20 protein-coding genes are annotated in these 20,122 nt (G+C 58.5%); 11 read left to right on the forward strand and 9 right to left on the reverse strand.

What is annotated here, in order from left to right; genetic code table 11:
- Positions 1-36: 36 nt before the first annotated feature.
- From F3J41_RS07090 to F3J41_RS07100, 3 genes are read right to left on the reverse strand one after another with little or no spacing between them, the layout of a single operon-like run.
- The gene (locus F3J41_RS07090; protein WP_166710431.1) at positions 37-1,236 is read right to left on the reverse strand and encodes an aminotransferase class I/II-fold pyridoxal phosphate-dependent enzyme; all 1,200 of its coding nucleotides are present in this window, start codon (positions 1,234-1,236) and stop codon (positions 37-39) included.
- A 20-nt stretch (positions 1,237-1,256) separates the two neighbouring features.
- Complete coding sequence (locus F3J41_RS07095; RefSeq protein WP_166710433.1) at positions 1,257-2,555, reverse strand: LLM class flavin-dependent oxidoreductase; 1,299 nt, start codon at positions 2,553-2,555, stop codon at positions 1,257-1,259.
- Positions 2,556-2,589: 34 nt separating this feature from the next.
- The gene (locus F3J41_RS07100) at positions 2,590-3,660 is read right to left on the reverse strand and encodes an iron-containing alcohol dehydrogenase family protein (protein WP_058770256.1); all 1,071 of its coding nucleotides are present in this window, start codon (positions 3,658-3,660) and stop codon (positions 2,590-2,592) included.
- Positions 3,661-3,912: 252 nt separating this feature from the next.
- Here F3J41_RS07100 and F3J41_RS07105 point away from each other — a divergent pair, with 252 nt between their 5' ends.
- The 9 genes from F3J41_RS07105 (at position 3,913) to F3J41_RS07145 (ending at position 11,268) form a co-directional block, all read left to right on the forward strand.
- Positions 3,913-4,458 carry a GNAT family N-acetyltransferase gene (locus F3J41_RS07105; protein WP_166710435.1) on the forward strand — a complete coding sequence of 182 codons (546 nt, stop codon included), beginning with the start codon at positions 3,913-3,915 and terminating at the stop codon, positions 4,456-4,458.
- Entirely contained in the window at positions 4,455-5,606 is a 1,152-nt protein-coding gene (locus tag F3J41_RS07110) for an amidohydrolase (RefSeq protein ID WP_058775941.1), read from the forward strand. The genes F3J41_RS07105 and F3J41_RS07110 overlap by 4 nt, the downstream gene beginning before the upstream one ends.
- On the forward strand, positions 5,603-6,919 hold the full coding sequence (locus F3J41_RS07115) for an MmgE/PrpD family protein (RefSeq protein ID WP_166710437.1): 1,317 nt from the start codon (positions 5,603-5,605) through the stop codon (positions 6,917-6,919). Before F3J41_RS07110 ends, F3J41_RS07115 begins: the two co-directional genes overlap by 4 nt.
- A gap of 40 nt (positions 6,920-6,959) precedes the next feature.
- Positions 6,960-7,664 (forward strand): YafY family protein, encoded by a 705-nt coding sequence (locus tag F3J41_RS07120; protein WP_166710439.1) that lies wholly within the window; start codon positions 6,960-6,962, stop codon positions 7,662-7,664.
- Between the two features lie 117 nt (positions 7,665-7,781).
- Positions 7,782-8,024 (forward strand): ParD-like family protein, encoded by a 243-nt coding sequence (locus tag F3J41_RS07125; RefSeq protein ID WP_071813632.1) that lies wholly within the window; start codon positions 7,782-7,784, stop codon positions 8,022-8,024.
- A complete protein-coding gene (locus tag F3J41_RS07130) occupies positions 7,987-8,328 on the forward strand; it encodes a type II toxin-antitoxin system RelE/ParE family toxin (RefSeq protein WP_021313439.1) in 342 nt (113 codons plus the stop codon). Before F3J41_RS07125 ends, F3J41_RS07130 begins: the two co-directional genes overlap by 38 nt.
- A gap of 72 nt (positions 8,329-8,400) precedes the next feature.
- Positions 8,401-8,784, forward strand: a complete 384-nt coding sequence (locus tag F3J41_RS07135) for a VOC family protein (protein ID WP_058759086.1) — start codon at positions 8,401-8,403, stop codon at positions 8,782-8,784.
- A gap of 503 nt (positions 8,785-9,287) precedes the next feature.
- Positions 9,288-10,439, forward strand: a complete 1,152-nt coding sequence (locus tag F3J41_RS07140; RefSeq protein WP_211075130.1) for an MFS transporter — start codon at positions 9,288-9,290, stop codon at positions 10,437-10,439.
- A gap of 34 nt (positions 10,440-10,473) precedes the next feature.
- Entirely contained in the window at positions 10,474-11,268 is a 795-nt protein-coding gene (locus F3J41_RS07145; RefSeq protein WP_166710443.1) for a hypothetical protein, read from the forward strand.
- Positions 11,269-11,393: 125 nt separating this feature from the next.
- Here the strand turns inward: F3J41_RS07145 and F3J41_RS07150 are convergent, their stop codons facing one another.
- The 5 genes from F3J41_RS07150 to F3J41_RS07170 all read right to left on the reverse strand — a co-directional run bounded on the left by F3J41_RS07150 (position 11,394) and on the right by F3J41_RS07170 (position 16,820).
- Entirely contained in the window at positions 11,394-12,101 is a 708-nt protein-coding gene (locus F3J41_RS07150) for a cysteine hydrolase family protein (protein WP_021509020.1), read from the reverse strand.
- Entirely contained in the window at positions 12,094-13,404 is a 1,311-nt protein-coding gene (locus tag F3J41_RS07155; protein ID WP_166710445.1) for a cytosine permease, read from the reverse strand. Before F3J41_RS07155 ends, F3J41_RS07150 begins: the two co-directional genes overlap by 8 nt.
- Complete coding sequence (locus tag F3J41_RS07160; protein ID WP_166710447.1) at positions 13,397-14,845, reverse strand: amidase; 1,449 nt, start codon at positions 14,843-14,845, stop codon at positions 13,397-13,399. Before F3J41_RS07160 ends, F3J41_RS07155 begins: the two co-directional genes overlap by 8 nt.
- A gap of 253 nt (positions 14,846-15,098) precedes the next feature.
- Positions 15,099-15,737, reverse strand: a complete 639-nt coding sequence (gene leuE, locus F3J41_RS07165) for a leucine efflux protein LeuE (protein WP_058770263.1) — start codon at positions 15,735-15,737, stop codon at positions 15,099-15,101.
- A gap of 201 nt (positions 15,738-15,938) precedes the next feature.
- A complete protein-coding gene (locus F3J41_RS07170; RefSeq protein WP_059012485.1) occupies positions 15,939-16,820 on the reverse strand; it encodes a LysR family transcriptional regulator in 882 nt (293 codons plus the stop codon).
- 123 nt (positions 16,821-16,943) lie between these two features.
- Between F3J41_RS07170 and F3J41_RS07175 the strand changes: the two genes are divergently transcribed.
- A complete protein-coding gene (locus F3J41_RS07175) occupies positions 16,944-17,798 on the forward strand; it encodes a Vmh family MBL fold metallo-hydrolase (protein WP_058759080.1) in 855 nt (284 codons plus the stop codon).
- 47 nt (positions 17,799-17,845) lie between these two features.
- On the opposite strand, the gene F3J41_RS07180 is transcribed toward F3J41_RS07175, so the two are convergent.
- The gene (locus F3J41_RS07180; RefSeq protein ID WP_369974302.1) at positions 17,846-18,826 is read right to left on the reverse strand and encodes an alpha/beta hydrolase; all 981 of its coding nucleotides are present in this window, start codon (positions 18,824-18,826) and stop codon (positions 17,846-17,848) included.
- A gap of 342 nt (positions 18,827-19,168) precedes the next feature.
- Between F3J41_RS07180 and yddG the strand changes: the two genes are divergently transcribed.
- Entirely contained in the window at positions 19,169-20,083 is a 915-nt protein-coding gene (gene yddG / locus F3J41_RS07185) for an aromatic amino acid DMT transporter YddG (protein WP_058775950.1), read from the forward strand.
- Positions 20,084-20,122: the final 39 nt, after the last annotated feature.

The raw sequence follows: 20,122 nt of genomic DNA on the forward strand, positions 1-20,122 counted from the left end.
GGTGATCGGGCTATTACGCCTTCCCACACCCGCCCGTCAGATTAACGCTGCACAGGCGCGCGCAATGCGTTTACCCGCCTCCTGCACGCTATCGATATCCGTGGCGATCGATAAACGGAAATACGGCGACAGGCCGTAAGCACTGCCCGCCACGCCGGACACACCGCTCTCCAGCAGATAATTCAGCACATCCTGTTCGTCATGCAGTACGGCGCCGTCAGGCCGGGTTTTGCCCAGCAGGCCGGCACAGCGACAAAAGACAAAAAATGCGCCCTGAGGTTGCAGCACTTCAATGCCGGCCACCTGCTGCAACTGCTGCACAATGACATCGCGTCGCGCCTGATACGCGGCGCGCTGCGGGGGCAGGAAATCGAGCCCACCGTTAAAGGCCGCAACCGCCGCCGCCTGGCTGATGGCGCTGGCACCAGAACTGTTCTGCGACTGCACCACCACCATGGCATCAATCAGCGGCTGCGGCCCGGCAGCAAAGCCAATGCGCCAGCCGGTCATGGCATAGGTTTTCGACACGCCTCCCACCAGCAAAACGCGTTCAGCCAGCTCCGGCGCCACCTGCAGCAGACTAACGTGCTGACGATCGTCAAACAGGATATGTTCGTACAGCTCATCCAGCATAATCAGCACATTGGGATGATCGCGCAGCACCGTCGCCAGGGCCTGCAACTCCTGGGCGCTGTACACCATGCCAGAGGGATTGCCGGGATTGTTCAGCACCAGCCAGCGGGTTTTCTCTGTGATCGCCTGCGCCAGCTGCGCCGGCTGCAGCTTGTACTGCTGCTCAAGCGGACAAGGCAGCAGCACCGCCTCGCCGCCGTTGAAGCGCACACTGTCCGGGAAGGTTGGCCAGTATGGCGTGGGCACAATCACCTCGTCGCCGTCGTTTAGCGTCGCGGCAAACGCGTTGAAGATAATCTGCTTTGCGCCGTTGGCGATACAGATTTGACCCAGCGCGTACTGCTGCTGATTCTCGCGCGCCAGTTTGGCCTGCACCGCTTTACGCAGCGCGGTGGTGCCATTGGTCGGCGTATAACGGGTTTCACCGCCATCCATCGCGGCGCTGGCGGCGGCACGGATGTGCGCGGGCGTATCAAAATCCGGCTCACCGGTGGTGAGGTCAAGAATATCCACGCCCTGCTCTTTTAGCTGGCGCGTCAGCTGACGTGCCGCCGCATTAGCCGAGAGCGACACAGACTGTACGCGCTTCGATAGGGTGATCATGTTTCGCTCCTGTCTGTCTCTCACACCACCGGCAGGCCGAGGTTTTCACGCAGCGTGGCGAACTCGTACTCTTCGCGGAACAGACCGCGACGGCGCAGTTCCGGAATCACCAGCTCCACAAACAAATCCAGCTGCTCGGACATGATCGCCGGCATGATGTTGAAACCATCGGCGCCGCCCTCGTTGAGCCACAGCTCAAAGTCATCGGCAATATCCTGCGCGGTACCGACGATTACCCGGTGACCGCGCGATCCGGCGGCTACCGCAGCCAGTTCGCGCAGCGTCAGATTTTCACGTTTCGCCATGTCGGTCATCAGTTTCACGCGGCTCTGGTTGCCTTCACCCAGCGGCACTTCCGGCACCGGACCGTCGAGCGGATACTGGCTCAGATCCATATTGAAACGCAGCGAGAGCTGACGCAGACCGTTGTCGATATCAACCAGCGTGTTGAGCTCTTTCCACAGCGCTTTGGCCTCTTCGCGCGTGCGGCCAACGATCGGCATCACGCCAGGCATGATCACCACGTGATCCGGATTGCGTCCGGCGGCAATCACCTGATCTTTCTGCGAACGGTAGAAGCTCTGTGCTTCTTCCAGGCTGGCCGAGGCGGTGAAAATCACCTCGGCAGTCTCTGCCGCCAGCTTCTGCCCATCGCTGGAAGAACCGGCTTCGATAATCACCGGACGCCCCTGCGGTGAGCGGGTAATGTTCAGCGGGCCCTGCACCTGGAAGTGCTCGCCGACGTGGTTAATCGGCTGAATTTTGTCATCAATGAAGTACTGACCGGTCTCTTTGTTGGGCTGCACCGCCCCCGCCTGCCAGCCGTCCCACAGCTTACAGGTAACATCAAGGAATTCACGCGCGCGCGCGTAGCGCTCCGCATGATTAGGCATATCGCTGCGGCTGAAGTTACGCGCCACATCGGTAGAGAACGACGTCACCACGTTCCAGGCGGCGCGGCCGCGGCTAATGTGGTCCAGCGACGAGAAGCTGCGTGCCATGGTGAACGGGTCGCTGAAGGTGGTCGAGGCGGTCGCCGCCAGGCCAATGCGTTTGGTGTTGACCGCCAGCGCCGACAGCAGCGTTAACGGCTCCAGACGCGCCATGGTGGAAGGCAGACGATACATGCTGGTCGCCAGTGCATCACCCACGAAGAACAGATCAAACTTACCGGCTTCGGCTTTTTTCGCGATGGTGATCAGCCAGTCAATATCCGTCGGATCGCCCAGATTTTCCGTCAGCCGCCAGCCGCTCACATGCTGTCCTACCGGTTGCACAAACAGCCCTAAACGGATGCGGCGTGAAGATGAAGTAGCCATATTTTTTCCTGGTCAATAAAAGGGTCAATAACAATTAAAAGGCGTTCTCGGTCGCCAGCAGCGCCTGCTCTAAGGCATCCGCGCTGATGCGGAACGGCAGACGTTCGGCGCTGGCCGCCGGGAATTTGATCTGTTCAGCAATGCTTCTGATGGCTGCGCGACGATCGCCGTGCAGCGGCGCTAAGGTCAGCGGCATATCATACTGTCGCAGCAGCGCCAGCAGCGCGGCGTCCGGCTCACCGTCGTGCTCAATCAGCGACTGCACCAGCAGGCTGTAACCGACTTTTTCACCGTGCAGCCAGTGATGGAGCTCCGGCTGATGGGTCAGACGGTTATGAATGGCGTGGGCAAAGCCTGGCGTTGGCAGCACGTCACGCACGCTGTTGGCCAGGCCGGCCAGCACAATACTGGCATCAATCACCTTCACCAGTTCCGGCGTTACCTGCTGTTGCTGGTTGGCCAGCACGGCGGCGGCACCGTGCTGGCGATAGACATCCAGCGCGCGCTGCGCGGTCATCACTTTAAGATCGAGGGCGAGATCGTGGGGGTTGTGCCGCAGATAAGGATAGAACTCGTAGTATTTAGCCAGCGCGTCGACAATGCCCGCTTTGAGGTAACGCACATCACTTTGCGCAATCACTTCGCTGTCTACCAGCACCAGTTCAGGCATTTTGCCCAGCGGCTGGCTGCGCACGTGGCCGCCCTGCGCGTCATAAATAATCGCCACCGGCGACCAGGCGGCACAGGTCGCCGCGACGGTGGCGAAATTGACGACGGTGATTTCCGGTAACTGGCTGCCGACCGCTTTAGCCGCATCCAGTACGCGCCCGCCGCCAATTGCCAGCAGCAGTTCAGCCTGCTGCTGTTGCAGATTGCTTTTCAGCGTATCAATGGCCGCGTCGGTGCATTCGCCGTGTAAATACTCGATTTCCCAGCGAATACCACAGGTTTCCAGACTTTGCGTTAATTGCGGATTAACCGCCTGCCAGGCGCGCGGAGAGGTGAAAATACGGATATGCGTAGCATAAGGTTTAATGAATTCGCCGGTGCGCGCACGCAGTCCCGGTTCGTGTGCGTAGGCACGCGGAGATTTAATCGCTAACACGTTGTCACCCTGATTAGGAAAAACGCCATAACAAAATTGTTATATTTCAGAGGATTAATGCGAAATAGTTATAGCGCTATGTATTTTATGCATACTACGGTAAATGGCGATTTGTGCAATGAAAAAGCCGCCATTTCATTTTCACAAATTTGCATTAGCTTATCCGGATTTCACATATAGCCCGTCAGCGCTTTACTGCTACTCTGAGCCTTCTTTCTTTATCGCCCGCCGGGCGGTTTTCCGGGGATAGCTATGACACTTGAGTTTCGTCAGGTCACAGAAGACGAAGTGGACACTTATCAGGCGCTGATGCATGCCGCCTATGCGCCCACGCTGGCGCTGAGGATCAAATTTGATGCGGCCACCGCTGACCGCGAGAAAACGCTGCGGCATCTGCAAAGCCACGGCGTGTATGCGCTGTATGCCCAGGGCGTGATGGTCTCCTCGGTCACCGTGCGTTATCCATGGGGCCCGTTGCCGGGTCCGTTCGGCCTGCCGCACATCGGCTGGTTTGGCGCCCACCCGGACTATGCGGGGCAGCAGTTTGGCCGCCAGGTTCAGGATCGCCTGGAGCAGGAAATTTTACGCGGCCAGTTACGCGCACCGGCGGTTTCGCTCGGTACCGCCATCAGCCATCCGTGGCTGATTGATATGTATCGCAAGCGCGGATTTGTGCTCATGCACACCACCGATCTCGGCAAAGGCCACATCACGCAATATATGAAAAAAGTGCTGGATGAAACCGCGCACGATGCCTGGCTGACGCGCCAGGCGGCATCACAAGGAAGCCAGGCATGAGCCAACTGAATGAAACAGCGCTGGGCGAGCAGCTGATCGCCTTTCGCCACGAACTGCACCGTTTTCCGGAACTCTCTAATCAGGAGTTTGAAACCACCGCCCGCCTGCGCCAGCAGCTGGAACAGCACCAGATTCGCATCGTTGATTTGCCACTGAAAACCGGTCTGGTGGCAGAGGTCGGCCCGGCACAGGGACCGCTGATTGTGCTGCGTTCGGATATTGATGCGTTGCCGATTGAAGAGCAGTCGGACGTTGCTTTTCGCTCGGAGCGTCCCGGCGTGATGCACGCCTGCGGCCACGATTTTCACGCTTCCGCTGCACTTGGCGCGGCGATTCTGCTTAAGCAGCAGGAGGCAACGCTGCCCGGCCGCGTGCGGATTCTGTTCCAGGCCGCCGAAGAGACCGGCCAGGGCGCGCCGGATGTCATCGCCACCGGCGCGCTGCAGGAGGCGGTGGCGATTTTCGGCATTCATAACGATCCGTCGCTGCCGCCTGGCGTGGTGGGTAGCAAAGCCGGTGCGCTGACCGCGGCGGTGGATCGCTTCGATATCCGCATCACCGGCACCGGCAGCCATGCTGCCAAACCGCATCAGGGCAACGATCCGATCGTTATCGCGGCACAGATTGTCTCCGCGGCGCAAACGCTGATTAGCCGTAACGCCCCCTCCGCTGACAACGCGGTGGTGTCGATCACCCAGCTGCACAGCGGCAGCACCTGGAACGTCATTCCGGACAGCGCCTGGCTGGAAGGCACGGTGCGCACCTTCTCTCAGTCCACGCGTGAGCGACTGGAGCAGCGCTTCCGCGAAATCGTGCTCGGCCTCGGTGCGGCTTTTGCCGCAGAGGTTGAGTTTAACTGGCACGCCGGTCCGCCTGCGGTGGTGAATGATGCGCACTGGGCGGATTTTGCTCTGCAACAGGCCACCGCCAGCGGACTTGAGGCGCGCGTGGTGGAAGCCAGCCCGATCGGCGAAGATTTTGCTTTTTATCAGCAACAGCTGCCCGGCGCCTTTGTGATGATCGGCACTGGCGAACCTTATGCGTTGCACCATCCGGCTTTTCGCATCAATGATGCGGTGTTGCTGCCCACCTCACGCTACCTCGCACAGCTCGCCGTGGCGGCGCTGCGCAGTCTGGAGCAGGCATGAACCTGAGCCACGCGCTGGCTGAGCGCATCCTGCAAAGCCAGCCGGATGCGGCGGCACGTGATGCCGCGCGCACTGGCGTGCAGGATTTTCTGGCTGTGAGCTGGCCGGTGTTACAGCAGCAGGTCCCGGACAGCGGCTTACCGGCGCTGCGACAGGTTTATGGCGACGGCAGCGTACGCTCACAGGCGTTACTGCTGGGCTATGCCGGTCATGCGCTGGATTACGATGATTTCCATGCCGATTTTCGCGGCCATCCCAGCGTGGCGATTCTGCCTGCGCTGTTTGCCTGGCAGCAACAGCAGCCCGCCACTGCCGAAGCGTTCCTTGATGCTTATGTCATCGGCGTGGAAGTGGCTGGCCGGCTGGGACTGGCCGCCAGCCAGCAGCACTATGCGCTGGGTTATCACAACACGGCCACGCTGGGCACGCTGGCGGCGGCGGCCGCGCTGGCACGCCTGCTGCAGCTTAATGCAACCGACTGCGCCACGCTGATCGGCATCGCGGCGACCCAGGCCAGCGGACTGCGCGCCCAGTTTGGTTCAGCGGTGAAGCCGCTGCATGCCGGACTGGCGGCAGAGCGTGCAGTGATGGCGGCGCAGCTGACGCTGGCGAAATTCGATGGCCGGCATGAAGGCGTGATCGACGCGTTTCTCGCCGCCAGCAGTAACGGCGAGGCGCAGCCGCATCGGCTGGTGGAAAACTGGGGCGCGCCGTGGCGCATCAGTACCCCCGGTCTGGAGTTCAAACCCTTCCCCACCTGCGCCGGGACTCACAGCGCTGCCGAAGCGGCACGTCTGCTGCGGCGCGCCTGGCTGGCAGAAGGTCACTCGCTGGACTCGCTGCTGGAAAATATTGATGACATCACGGTCGCCTTCCCGCCTGGTGGTGACATCGCGGCGGCAGTTCGCGTGCCGGCTAACGGCATCGAAGCACGATTTAGCCTGGAGTACGTGATTGCCGCCATGCTGATGTACGATAATTTACGGCTGGAAGATTTTGCCGAAGACGCGCTCAATCCGGCGGTTATGCCGCTGGCGGCCAAAGTGCGTCGCACGCCGGATGCGTCCGCGCCGCCCGATGCGCTCAACCCGGCGCGGCGTTTTCATCTCGTCACGCTGACGCTGAAAGAGGGTCGTCAGCTGCAGCAGCGCCGCACGCGGCAGCAGTCGCTGGCGGATGGTGTAAACGTATCTGGCAAACTGTGTCAGGCGCTGCGCCATGAAGTGCCGGCGCGTCAGCAGCAGTTGCTGGCTATCAGTCAGCTGCAAAGCACGGCGGATTTGGCTACATTAAGCCAACTGTTGCGCGCCTGAATCCTGCCGGCGCGCGTTCTTCGCTTAAGGCTGGCGTATCATGTCTAAAACTCAGCGGCTTCCCGAACTGCTGCAATTGCTGCGCTGTCATCGCTATCCGCTGACCGCGCAGCGTATCGCCGAACAGCTGCACATCAGCGTGCGCACCGTCTATCGTGACATTCTTAGTTTGCAGCAGCAGGGCGTGGAGATTGAGGGCAGCGCGGGCGTTGGTTATTTACTCAAATCCGACGGCCATTTGCCGCCGCTGATGTTTTCCCGGCAGGAGATTGATGCGCTGGTGCTCGGGCTCAACTGGGTCACCCGACACACCGACGATGAGCTTAAGTCCGCCGCGCGCCATGCGCTGGCCAAAGTCCAGGCTGTGATTCCGTCCCATCTTACGCAGAGTATCGATCACCAGTCGCTGCTGATCGCCTCCCAGGGCGAAGCATTATTCGAAACCCATCTGCCGCAGATTCGCCAGGCAATCCATCAGCGCAGCAAGATCAGCCTGCGCTACAAAGATCTGCAGGATAACCTCTCCACGCGCACCATCTGGCCGGTGGTGATTGGCTACTTTGAACGCGTGCGCCTGCTGTGCGGCTGGTGCGAACTGCGCCAGGAGTTCCGCAATTTCCGCGTCGACCGCATTGAAGCGATCAGCGTCACCAGCGAACTCTATCCCGGCACGCGTCATCAGTTGCTGAAACGCTGGCGGGATTATCACCATTTGCGTCACCCGGTGGACAGCGCGACACGCTAGCGACATAAAGTTGCCATAAGCGACAAAATGTCGCATACTTAGCCGCGTGCAGCAGTAATCGCAACTCAACATTACAACAGTCAGTCCATCACCGCTTTCATCCGCGAGGTAATATTCATGGCCACAAGTATTCGTTTAGACGATGACTTCGTGAGCGACGTAAAAATTCACGCTGAAGCCGCCAGCCGCAGCATTCCAAAGCAGATTGAGCATTGGGCGAAGATCGGCCGGATTGCTGAGGATAATCCGGACTTACCGTATAGCTTCATCGCTGAAGTATTGATCGCCCAGGCTGAAGTCGATAATCAGAAGGTTTCGCCGTATGTCCGCCGAACACCCCGATCCAAAACCACAAAATAGCATCGAGGTTTATCAAACACGCCGCTTTGAAAAAACGCTCGATAAATTGCCCGATACACAGCGTGCCATCGTCGAGGATGAGATCGACAGGATTGTTGATGCGCCTGAAATCGGTGAGCTCAAGAGAGGTGACTTAAACTTTTTACGCGTGCACAAATTTCAGCTGAATAACCGCCTGACGCTGTTGGGCTATAGCTGGGTGGAAAATAAACTGGAACTGTATCTGCTGGATATCGGACCCCATGAGAATTTCTATCAGGAACAGAAAAAGCACCGTAAAGCCGATCTGAAAATTATCAGTTAACCCATCGACTCCTGACAAAATCTGTCACAGCCTCCCCCTACTATGCAGCGGTAAACACACAAGGAGATCACCATGCTTACCGCTAACATGACCATTATTTATGTGCCCAACGTCGTGAAAAGTGCTGACTTTTATGCCGCGCTGTTCGACATCAAACCCGCAGAACTCAGCCCGACCTTTGCCATGTTTGTGTTTGAGAGCGGCTTTAAACTGGGTATCTGGTCGCAGTATACCGTTGAACCCGCACTCTCCCTGCCCGCCAGTGCAGCGCGTAGCGAAATTGTGTTTAAAACCGCGCGCAAAGACGATGTCGATTTTCTTTATCACGAATGGGGCGTGCTGCGCGAAATCACCATCATTCAGTCACCGGTGCGCATGGACTTTGGCTACACCTTTACCGCGCTGGACCCGGACGGGCACCGCCTGCGTGTCTGCTATTTACAGCTGGATGAGTAAGTGAAGAGACCTGGCGCTGACGGTTGCAGGTTGTTAAATGTGCTGAGAAATCATTAAATATATTTATATTCTTAATTGCCGATTAATGACATCAACGCTGCTGTTCAGTTAAGCAACGTGCAGGTAATTCATCCAGGTAGATAGCGGTGCGATTTATCGCGCAATAAGTTGCACCGCTACACAGTGCGCGAGATGCTTGTATTACCTCAGGATAATTACCATATATTTCAGTTCATTAAAGTAATTCTTGTCATCGTTTACTTTACCCGTCATTACCGCTCCCATCCCACATCGCGCTTTTTTAAAATGCCTTCCGTGTATGCCATAAATAAAATCTACTGAATACAGCCACCTGAACACGCTACGTCATTTCCAGGACAAGTCTTGTTACTGTTAAATATTAATTACGTTTTTATGGGCCTCTGCACAGGCTGCATTGTACCTGTAGCCCGACCATGGAGAAGGCCAGGCAATGAAACGCCGTACTACACCGGGATGTGATGATGACCAGTAATCTGCTTAACCTGCGCCAGCAGCGCGCGACGCGCACGCTATTTTTTATCGCCGGACTGGGCATGGCCGCCTGGGCGCCGCTTATTCCCTTCGCCAAAGCGCAACTGGCGATCAATGACGGCATGCTGGGGCTGCTGCTGTTCTGTATCGCCGCAGGCTCCATGTCAGTTATGCCCTTTACCGGCGCGCTGATTGCCCATTTTGGCTGTCGCACGCTGCTGCTGCTGTGCGGTGCCGGACTGGCCCTGGATCTGCCGCTGCTGATGCTGCTGAACGCACCGCTGCCGATGGCGGGCGCGCTGTTGCTCTTCGGCGCGATCAACGGACTGATGGATGTCAGCATGAATTATCAGGCGGTGATCGTGGAGCGCGAGGCCGGGGTCAGCAAGATGTCGGGCTTTCACGGCTTTTACAGTCTTGGCAGCATTGCTGGCGCCGGCGCGGTGAGTCTGCTGCTGTGGCTGCAGGTTGCGCCCCTGCTGGCGCTGCTGCCGCTGTGTGCGTTGATTGTATTGCTGCTGCTGATGAGCCATACCGCCCTGTTGCCCCGTCGTCGCACGGATGCAAAACCAGCGCGCGGTACGCTGCGCGCCCTGACGCACCGTAACGTGGTGCTGATTGCCCTGCTGTGTTTCCTGCTGTTCCTCACCGAAGGCGCCATGCTCGACTGGTCAGCGGTGTTTATGAACAGTGAACGCGCCATGTCGATGCAGCTGGCCGGTTTCAGCTTCACGCTGTACGCCACGGCTGTCGCCACGCTGCGCCTGTTTGGCGATCGGCTGATTAATCATTATGGCAGTCGCCGCGTGCTCACCTGGGGCGGTCTCGTCGCCAGCGGGGGGCTGGCATTAGCGATTTTCTCCGTCTCGCTGTGGAGCGCCCTGCTCGGCTTCGTGCTGGTGGGTATTGGTCTGGCCAATATCGTGCCGATTTTATTCAACGCGGCGGGTAACCAGCGCACTGTCGCCGCGCATTACGCCATACCGGCCGTCACGCTGTGCGGTTACTCCGGGCTACTGCTGGGCCCGGCGCTGATTGGCTTTAGCGCCCAGCTCACGTCCCTGACCACCACGCTCAGCGCCGGCATCGTGATGTTGCTGCTGGTGACTTTCGCGGCGCGTTTCGCTCTGACAGCGAAGTAGCGCCTCTGCCCTGTCATATTCACAAGGAGTTTCTATGACAACCTCAACGCAACCGGTGTTCAGCCTGCACTACGTCGGGCTCAATCTGAAGAAAGGCGTTAATGCCGCGACGTTCGAAGCCTTTCTCAAGGCGCGCGGCACGCAGATTCCTGCTTATCCGGGCTGGCAATGGTCGCTGTTAAAAGGCCTGCGCGGCGAACGCCAGGAACAATACCTGATGCTGTATCAGGCTCCCAGCCAGGCAGAATATGACCGCTATATCACCCCCACAGGAGCACTCACGGCTGAGGCCATCGCCTTCTGGCAACAGCGGCCCGAGGCGTGCGCGCTGCTTGAGGAGTGGAAAAACTTTGCCACCTATGGGGAGTTACCAACGCTCTTCTCCACCTTCTCGCTGCTGGCAGAAAACCGCCACAGTTCACTGCCGCCCGGCCCGAATTTTCAGCCTGATGCCCAACCTGCGGTGGCACGCGTGGTCGGTTTTCATCATCTGGCGCTACGCGCGGGCGTGACGGCTGCCGACTTTGATCGCTTTATGATTGAGAACGTCGCGCGCATTGATGACTATCCCGGCTGGAAGTTTCACATGCTGAAGGGCACCGGCGGCAATCGAAGTGAGCAATATGCAGTGATGCTGGTGATCGAAAGTCTCGACTCGCTCAATAGCTTCCATCCGGCGATGGACGTCTCAACCGAAAAATCGCTGACGTTTGTGAAAAACCATCAGGAGAGCGAGCGTATGTATGATGAATGGCGCACCATGGCCTCGTTCTCCGGCGCACCGCAAATGTATACCGACTATCTGACGATTGCCGGCAACGTCGGCTGAGGTTGGCCATGACCGGCGGAGGCCGGTCAGACTGCATCATCACGCCCGCGCAGGGTTGGTGTGCGGTTGTGGCTGGCCCGGCACCTCAACGTCTGGCCAGCCCGCCATTCGCGTCCGTTGCCGGATTAGCTCACCCGCGCCGCTGCCGGGCTGTTCAGCGCGGCCAGCAGCGTTGCCGAGTCCGCCACTGCGCCAAAAATACCGCCCTGCATATGAATCATGCTGAGCGCCGCCTCATGATGCTTCAACTCCGTCGCCGCGCAGCAGTCGCTCAGCACCAGACATTCAAAGCCGCGATCGTTGGCTTCGCGCAGTGTGGTATGCACGCAAACGTCGGTGGTGATGCCGCTGATGATTAAGTTGCGGATACCGCGACTGTGCAGAATCAACTCAAGGTCGGTGGCGTAAAAAGAGCCCTTGCCGGGTTTATCAATAATCACTTCATCCGGTAGCGGCGCCAGCTCGGGAATGATTTCCCAGCCTGGCTCACCGCGCACCAGAATGCGACCACAGGGCCCAGGTGCACCAATCTCCGCCTGCATGCGCCGCGAGCGCCAGCGCTTGTTAGCCGGCAGATCGCTCAGGTCCGGACGATGGCCTTCACGGGTATGGATGATCGGGAAGCCGGATTCGCGCATGCGCGCTAACACCTGCTGCAGCGGTTTGATGGGGGCGCGTGTCAGGGAGATGTCGTAACCCATAGTGTCAACATAACCGCCCTTGCCGCAAAAGTCGGTTTGCATATCAATCACCAGCAGCGCGGTGTTTTGCACCGTGCAGTTGCCGTCAAACGGCCACGGATAGGGGGTTGAATCTACGATATAATCAGGCATTGCTTTTCTCCATTACCGCCGTGCTGCTTTCCGGTTTCCATTTCACAATCAGCGTATAGCTCAGTGCCGCGGTGACCAGGCCGATAACCGCTTCACCAAACTGCGGGAATTCGAGGTGGGCCATCACCGCACACAGGCTGCCGATGGCCCAGGCGGCGAACGCGCTGCCGCGCAGGCGCCGGGTTTGACGCTGTTCGCTGATTTTTGCCATAAAGATCAGATCAACAATCATCACTGCGCCAAACGGCGGCACCACCATGCCAAGCAGGCTGAGCCATTCGAGGAACCAGGACCACACGCCGGCCAGCGCCAGCACGCCACCGATGGCCCCGAGGATCAGCGTCCACAGGCGCATTTTGCTACTGAACAGATGGCTGAAACCGACCGCGCCGTTATACAGGCAGTGCGTGCACACCGAACCGAGGTTGATAAACACAAACAGAAAGGCAATGACGGAGAGCAGCATGCCGTGCCCCATCAGCAGCGGCAGGAAGTTACCGCCGTTGCTGAGCGGATCGACCGCCGCGCCGACGGCGACAATCACCACGCCAAACAGATAGGAAATCACATTCGCCAGCGGGAACGCGGAAAACGCGGCGATCACCGCTGATTTGCCGTCCTTCGACCAGCGGGTGAAATCCGCTGTCATGGTGCCGGAATCCGCAAAGCCGGCAATCACCATGGTGACCGCCGTGCCCATGCTCATGGCGCCAGCGGCTGCCGGACTGCCCTGCCACTGGGTCAGCGTGGTGAAATCATGATCCTTGCTCACCAGCCACAGCGCCACCAGCCCCAGCACCACAAACAGCGGAGCGGCAATCATTCCCAGCACCGACAGCGCCCGCACCCCGAGAAAGGTGACGCCGGTATACAGCACCATGGCAAACGCGGTGACCGCCAGCGCGTTCCAGCCAAAAGTCTGGTTGATCACCGTCCCGGTCAGGCCGGTCTGGAAGGCGTACCAGCCTATCACCACGGTAGAAAGAAAGCCGGACACCAGGATATAGCCTTTGGTGCCAAAGGTCCGCTTCGCCTGCAGCGCGAAGTTCATACCGGTATGCCCGGCGAACCAGCTAAGTGCGCCGACATAGGCAAACAGCACCAGGTTACCCAGCAAAATCGCCAGCAGTGCCGGCCAGAAGCCAAGATGCCAGGTGATAATGCCGCCGAACAGCGCATTGGTAAGGATCATCGGAAAGCCAGACCACACCGCCGACACCGAGCCCGTCGAGTGGCGATGGCTAAGCGGCACCGGCTCATGCTCGAACTCCTGCTCCAGCGCAGGGGAAGATTTGTTACTCATGGAGAACTCCAATAGCAGCAGGATAGTGATGATTCCATGGTTGGATGCGCTCAAAAGCGGCACTGGCCGCCAGCACCAGGCCATCGTCCAGATGACGACCCACAATTTGCATACCGATCGGCAGACCACTGGCCGTGAAGCCGGCAGGCACCGAGGCGGCAGGCTGACCGGTAAAATTGAACGGGAAGCAGAACGACAGCCAGTGATCGCTGCGCACCATGCGGCCATCAATGACTTCCGGGCCCTGCATGTGCAGCGCAAACGGCGGCACCGCCAGCGTCGGCGACAGCAGCAGGTCGTAGCGCTGCATAAAGCGCCACAGCTGGTTGCAGAGCTTTTTGCGCGTGGTGTTGGCGTCAGTGAAATGCTCTGCACGCCAGTCGCGCTGCAGCATGGCGCTCAGGTGCGGTGACATCGCTGTTCCCAGTTGGTTCTGCATCTGGCGCATGCCGCTCAGATCGCTTTCGAACGCCACCAGCGCAGCAAAGCTGGCGCTTTCGTCAGCGATGCCGGGATCCACCTCCTCCAGCTCTGCGCCCAGCGCTGCAGCGAAACGACGCGCGGCCGCGGTGACCACGGCGCGCACTTCCGCATCGACGGCGATATAGCCAAAGTCGGCGCTGAAAGCGATGCGCAACCCCTGCAGTGGCCGATGCAGACTGGCCAGCCAGTCAACATCGCTGCATGGGATGGAGTGCCGATCGCGCATGTCCGGACCGGCCATCACCGACATCATCAGCGCGCTGTCGCGCACGGTGCGCGTCATCGGACCGATATGCTCAAGCGATTCCCAGCTGGAGACGCCAGGATAACGCTCATCGCGACAGCCCGGCCATAGCGGCACCCGTCCCATCGAAGCCTTGAATCCATAAACACCGCAATGCGCCGCCGGGATGCGCACCGATCCTCCGCCATCACTGCCGAGCGCAATCGGACACAGCCGCGCCGCCAGCGCCGCGCCGGAACCCGCACTCGATCCGCCCGGCGTTTTGCTCACATCCCAGGGATTACGCGGTGAGGGAAACAGGGGATTATGGCCGACACCGCTGTAGCCAAATTCCGGCGCGGTGGTCTTGCCCAGCAGGATGGCATCCGCCGCCAGCAGGCGCTCAACGGTGATGTCATCTTCTTCGGGAATAAAATCGGCGTAGGCGGCCGATCCTGATGTGGTTCGCACACCGGCGGTACAGATCAAATCTTTTACCGCCAGCGGCACACCCGCCAGTGCGCCCAGCGGCTCGCCGCGCGCACGACGGCGGTCGATCTGCTCTGCCTGTGCCAGCGCCCGCTCCGGCGTCAGGGTACAAAACGCCTGAATCAGCGGCTCCCGCTGTTCCAGGCGATCCAGCGTCGCCTGGGTTAACTCGCGCGCGGAAACCTCGCCGTCGCGCACCCGCGCCCCCAGCTGGGTGGCATCTTCATCCAGCAGTGCATCAAACATGATCGTTCTCCCGGGTTAATTGGCTACCGGGAGGAGTGCAGTTTGCGTGCCAGAATAGTGTGGTGTGCGCGGCCGTTATGCACCGGGCCAGATGGGATACGGTCTGGGATACAAGATGGAATACTTATGGATGCGGCAGTCATACGGATGCAGGCAATACGCACAAACTGTGCGCACCGCTGCATCATGGCGTTGCCATTTTAGGGTGCAGCCGGCGGAGGCGGCGTTGCTGCCGTGGCGTGCGTCAGAAGGGTTAGCTTTGCGCGCTGACTAACCGCACGGCGAAGCCAAAAAACAGCATGCCGGTCAGCATGTTCGCCAGCTTGACCAGGCGGGTGCGGCTGCGCAGATAGCGCACCATCACCGCGCCAGCCACCAGCAACAGGGAATAGTAGCTGAAACTGATCACCTGAATCAGCGCACCCAGCGTGGCAAACGCCGGCGCGGTATGGGTTACGCGCGGATCGATAAACTGAATGAAGAACGAAACGTAAAACAGAATCGCCTTGGGATTGGTTACGCCAAGCAGCAGCGCACGCAGGAAATAGTTTTCCTGTTTTACCGCTTCAGCCGGTTGATCGCCGCTGCGTTTGCGCAGCGCGCCGATGATAATCTTCACGCCGAGATACAGCAGGAACATGGCACCAAGATAACGCACCACCATAAAAATATGCGGACTGGTACGGATCAGCGTCGCGACGCCCGCCCAGGCGAGAAAAATCAAAATCAAATCGCCCGCCATCACCCCGGCTATCGCCTGACAGGCCGGCTTTGCCCCACGACTCATCCCGGTGCGCAGCACATACAGACTGTTGGGTCCGGGTAATAGAATGATCACCAGCGCGCCCGCCAGGAAAGTCCAGAGATTGATGATGCCTAAATCGTGAAACATTACGATGCTACCCCATGCCGTTAAGCAGGTAAAAAAGAGTGAAAGTGGAACCCGGCGCGCTGCTCAACTGCCGCGGCGCGGCGCATAGTAGCAGTTGTGCGGTGGATTTGTCGCTTCACGCCACGGTTCAGGTGGTCGAAACGGTGTTACGTAACATATACAGCGCGTGACAGGCACCAGTGACGTTGTCACAGTGATGATTCAGAGGTTTCGCAACTGCTGCATCACCGCATCCAGAAATACCCGTAATACCGCAGGCTGGCGTTCGCGCGACATATACAGGCCATAAATGCCTAAGGTGCGCGGTTGAAAGCCGGGCAGCACGCAACGTAACTGACCGCTGGCCAGTGCAGCCTGTGCCTCCATTGCCGGCACCATGGCAACCCCACATCCAACGATAGCGGCATCACATAACACGGATGAAATACCAGCGCTGAAATTGCCGCTCACCACCACGGAAACCGCCTCGCCTTGCGCATCGTGAAACTGCCAGCGCTGCCCGGCGAAGCGGCTGTAGTGCAGGCAATTATGTTGTGCCAGATCCGCTGGCGTCTGAGGCTCGCCCTGCTGCGTTAAATAGGCCGGCGCGGCGCAGACTACCGAGGCACATTCACCCAGCCTGCGGGCAATCGCGCCGGGCTCCGGATCGTCGGTAATGCGAATGGCCACATCGATGCGCTCACCCACCAGGCTAACCGGCTGATTATTGATCTCCAGCTCAATACGCACCGCCGGGTAACGCGCGAGGAACGCCGGAATCATCGGTCCAAGAATGTGGGTGGCGGTTGAATGTGCACAGGCCACGCGCAACGTGCCCTGCGGTTTGCCCTCATCGCCCTGCTGTTCAATCTCGTCGGCCAGCCGGGCCAGTGCGCGTGTCTTATGCAAAATCTGCTCACCCGCCGGGGTAATGGTCAGCCGCCGTGAAGAACGGTGCAGCAGGCGTGCGCCTGCCCACTTCTCCATTTCATCAAGATAGCGACTGACCATCGGGCGCGAAATATCCAGCGCGCGCGCCGCCGCGCTCAGGCTTCCCAGTTCACAAATCCGGTTAAACACCCGCGCTGCCGTCACTCTGTCCATGCAGGCTCCATCTGATCGTTTTATGCAACTGATCATATCTGATTGCGGGAATTCTGCCAGCTGGCGATTTGCTTACAATAGCGTCTTTCAGTGACGGCACGTTGCCGTAAAAAGGAAGATGCCATGAAGATGAAATCACTCGCGCTGCTGGTCACCTTAGCCGCCGCGCCGGCTTTTGCCGCTCCGTTGCAGTTAGACGTGTATAACCCACAGGAACAGGGAATTTTTCCGGTCTCGTCGACGCTGGTCTCCGGTCCGCATGAAGCGATTCTGTTTGATGCGCAGTTCAGCCCCAAAGATGGTGAAAAGCTGGTGGAACTGATTAAAGCGCGCGGCAAGCAGCTGACCCACATCGTGATCACCTCAGGCGATCCGGATTTCTACTTCGGTCTTGAGCCGCTGGTGCAGGCGTTCCCGCAGGCCAAAATTGTCGCCTCGCCGCTGGTAGTGGAACATATCGAAGCGACTAAAGATGCCAAGCTGCAGTACTGGGGACCGCAGATGAACGGCGCTGCGCCACACCAGCTGTATGTACCGCAGATTACCCACCAGACGCGGTTTAGCGTCGATGGTGAGCGCATCGAGCTGCGCCACGCGGCAGAAAAATCAGCCTACGTGTGGATTCCCTCCAGTAAGGCAATACTCGGTGGCACAGTGGTGGATTCCGGCATTCACGTCTGGACCGCGGACACCCAGACCGCAGCCAGCCGCGCAGAGTGGCGTCAGGTATTGCGAGAAATGCAGCAGTTGAAGCCGCAGGTGGTGATCCCCGGCCACTATCTGGGTGCGCGTCCGGCGGGCGATAAAGCGGTCACCTTTACGCTGGATTATCTGCAAAGTTTTGAGCGGGCGCTGCAACAGCACAAAGGCTCCGCGGCGGTGATTCAGGCGATGAAACAGGCGTGGCCAACCTTAGCGGATGTCAGCTCGCTGGAGCTGAGCGCGAAGGTGAATACCGGTGAGATGAAGTGGAAGTGACGCGAGGATAATGAACGGGCCAGACGCCGCCGCGCCTGGCCTGAAGCTTACTGCAGATGGGTTTTCAGCTCTTCCGCCGCCTGGCGAATAGCAGTGCGGACTGCCGGCACCTCGCTCAGCGGATTGAGCAGGCCGTAGTCATGAATCAGACCGTTATAGCGCGTCACGGTGACATCCACACCGGCGGCATCCAGTTTGCGACCAAAGGCTTCACCCTCATCACGCAGCACATCCAGTTCTGCCGTCTGAATCAGCGTTGGCGGTAAGCCCTGCAGCTGCTCTTTTGTGGCGCGCAGCGGCGAAGCGAGAATATTGTCGCGCTCGCTCTGTTTGGTGGTGTAGGCGTCCCAGAACCATTTCATCATGTTACGCGACAGGAAATATCCGTTGGCAAACTGGTGATACGAAGCGGTATCAAAGCGCGCATCGGTTACCGGCCACAGCATGATGTCATAACGAATTGCTGGCGTTTGCTGCTGTTTAGCCTGCAGCGCGACCGCCGCTACCATGTTACCGCCGACGCTGTTACCAACCAGCGCCAGGCGCTTGCCATCGACACCAATCTCGCTACCGTGTTCCGCCACCCAGCGTGTCGCCGCATAAGCCTGATTGATGGCCAGCGGATAATGCGCTTCGGGTGACGGCGTATAGTTCACAAACACGGCCGCAGCGCCAGATTCCACCACCAGATCGCGCACCAGACGTTCGTGGGTCGGGAAATCACCGAGGATCCAGCCGCCGCCGTGGAAGAACATAAATACCGGCAGCGTACCCTGTGCGCCTTGCGGTTTTACGATATTCAGCTTAATGGGCTGGCCGTTTACCTGAATGGTTTTTTCAGTGACGTCAGCCGGCGGCAGCGTTACGCCCTTCTGCGCATCAATCAGCACCTGACGCGCTGCCTGCGGTGACAGTTGCTCAATCGGTTTGCCGCCGCTGCTGTTCAGCGCCTGTAAAAACTGCTGCACGTGACGTTCAGGTTGTGGTGCGTCAGCAAAGCTATTTACCGACGCAGTAGCCATCGCCATGGCAAGCAGAGAGTGTTGTAATTTCATGGTGTTACTCCTTTAATATTTTTTGCGATTATATCGCACACTATTTAAATGATAATGACTCGATGGTCGTGTTCTGAACTGAGACTGAATTTATATAGCGCGCTATTTAATAGCAAGATATTTTTTAGCGAAGATTTACATCACTACTCTATTGCACTGATTTTAATCAGGATATTTTTTTAACTTTTTGTCTGCAGACGGGTTCGTTTTCCGGCCAGTCACATTGGCAACCTGCAGATTCATCTTGTCTGCGTCCCCGCCAGCCGCCACACTGGCGAGCACGCCGCGATTTTTCACACATTGAGGTAACGGGTAATGCCACAGAGTAAAGCTACCCTGACTGGTCTGCTGGCCATTCTGCTGTGGAGCACGATTGTAGGATTAATAAAAAGCGTCAGTGAAAGTTTTGGTCCGGTAACCGGTGCCGCGCTGATTTACAGCGCCAGCGCCCTGCTGTTGCTGCTCACCGTGGGTTTTCCTGACCTGCGCCAGTTTCCCCGCCGCTATTTGCTGATCGGCAGCCTGCTGTTTGTCTGCTATGAGCTCTGCCTGTCGCTGTCGCTGGGTTTTACTCATAGCGGCCATCAGGCGATTGAAGTCGGCATGGTTAATTACCTGTGGCCGGCGATGACCATCGTTTTAACGGTGATGGTTAACCGGCAAAAGACCAGCCCGTTGATTATTCCCGGCCTCCTGCTTGCCGTCGCCGGTATTTGTCGGGTACTGAGCGGCGATCGGGGATTTTCATTGGGCGAAATGATCGACAATGTGATGGATAATCCGCTCAGTTATGGTCTGGCATTTGGCGGTGCGATGATTTGGGCGGTTTATTGTGTGGTGACAAAAAATAGCGCGAAAGGCAGTAACGGCATCACGCTGTTTTTCATCTTAACTGCGCTGACGCTGTGGCTGAAATCGCTGCTATCACCGCAGCCGCCCGTGGTGTTTTCGCTGCAGGCGTGCATCAGCCTGGCGCTGGCAGCGATGGCGATGGGGCTCGGCTATGCGGCGTGGAACGTCGGCATTTTGCACGGCAATGTCACGCTGTTAGCCGCAGCCTCCTACTTTATCCCTATCATTTCGTCGCTGATAGCCGCTTTTATCCTTAATTCCAGCCTGACCTTCTCCTTCTGGCAAGGCACGGCGATGGTTTGTCTCGGTTCGCTGCTCTGCTGGTGGTCAACGCGCGGGACTGCAACGCATAAGCTGGAAAGCAACACGCTGGAATAACCGGCTGGATGGCGCAGCCGGACGAGAATACAGACAGTG

Source organism: Pantoea sp. Ap-870, assembly GCF_011752515.1.
Taxonomy (GTDB): Bacteria; Pseudomonadota; Gammaproteobacteria; order Enterobacterales; family Enterobacteriaceae; genus Pantoea; species Pantoea dispersa.

Excerpts from the sequence above, each read along its gene's own strand:
- F3J41_RS07120 (WP_166710439.1), top strand. The coding sequence starts at position 6,960 with ATGTCTAAAACTCAGCGGCTTCCCGAACTGCTGCAATTGCTGCGCTGT.
- F3J41_RS07170 (WP_059012485.1), bottom strand. The coding sequence starts at position 16,820 with ATGGACAGAGTGACGGCAGCGCGGGTGTTTAACCGGATTTGTGAACTG.
- F3J41_RS07150 (WP_021509020.1), bottom strand. The coding sequence starts at position 12,101 with ATGCCTGATTATATCGTAGATTCAACCCCCTATCCGTGGCCGTTTGAC.
- F3J41_RS07090 (WP_166710431.1), bottom strand. The coding sequence starts at position 1,236 with ATGATCACCCTATCGAAGCGCGTACAGTCTGTGTCGCTCTCGGCTAAT.
- F3J41_RS07140 (WP_211075130.1), top strand. The coding sequence starts at position 9,288 with ATGACCAGTAATCTGCTTAACCTGCGCCAGCAGCGCGCGACGCGCACG.
- F3J41_RS07125 (WP_071813632.1), top strand. The coding sequence starts at position 7,782 with ATGGCCACAAGTATTCGTTTAGACGATGACTTCGTGAGCGACGTAAAA.
- F3J41_RS07115 (WP_166710437.1), top strand. The coding sequence starts at position 5,603 with ATGAACCTGAGCCACGCGCTGGCTGAGCGCATCCTGCAAAGCCAGCCG.
- F3J41_RS07155 (WP_166710445.1), bottom strand. The coding sequence starts at position 13,404 with ATGAGTAACAAATCTTCCCCTGCGCTGGAGCAGGAGTTCGAGCATGAG.
- leuE (WP_058770263.1), bottom strand. The coding sequence starts at position 15,737 with ATGTTTCACGATTTAGGCATCATCAATCTCTGGACTTTCCTGGCGGGC.
- F3J41_RS07175 (WP_058759080.1), top strand. The coding sequence starts at position 16,944 with ATGAAGATGAAATCACTCGCGCTGCTGGTCACCTTAGCCGCCGCGCCG.
- F3J41_RS07180 (WP_369974302.1), bottom strand. The coding sequence starts at position 18,826 with ATGGCGATGGCTACTGCGTCGGTAAATAGCTTTGCTGACGCACCACAA.
- F3J41_RS07130 (WP_021313439.1), top strand. The coding sequence starts at position 7,987 with ATGTCCGCCGAACACCCCGATCCAAAACCACAAAATAGCATCGAGGTT.
- F3J41_RS07110 (WP_058775941.1), top strand. The coding sequence starts at position 4,455 with ATGAGCCAACTGAATGAAACAGCGCTGGGCGAGCAGCTGATCGCCTTT.
- F3J41_RS07160 (WP_166710447.1), bottom strand. The coding sequence starts at position 14,845 with ATGTTTGATGCACTGCTGGATGAAGATGCCACCCAGCTGGGGGCGCGG.
- yddG (WP_058775950.1), top strand. The coding sequence starts at position 19,169 with ATGCCACAGAGTAAAGCTACCCTGACTGGTCTGCTGGCCATTCTGCTG.
- F3J41_RS07145 (WP_166710443.1), top strand. The coding sequence starts at position 10,474 with ATGACAACCTCAACGCAACCGGTGTTCAGCCTGCACTACGTCGGGCTC.
- F3J41_RS07095 (WP_166710433.1), bottom strand. The coding sequence starts at position 2,555 with ATGGCTACTTCATCTTCACGCCGCATCCGTTTAGGGCTGTTTGTGCAA.
- F3J41_RS07105 (WP_166710435.1), top strand. The coding sequence starts at position 3,913 with ATGACACTTGAGTTTCGTCAGGTCACAGAAGACGAAGTGGACACTTAT.
- F3J41_RS07135 (WP_058759086.1), top strand. The coding sequence starts at position 8,401 with ATGCTTACCGCTAACATGACCATTATTTATGTGCCCAACGTCGTGAAA.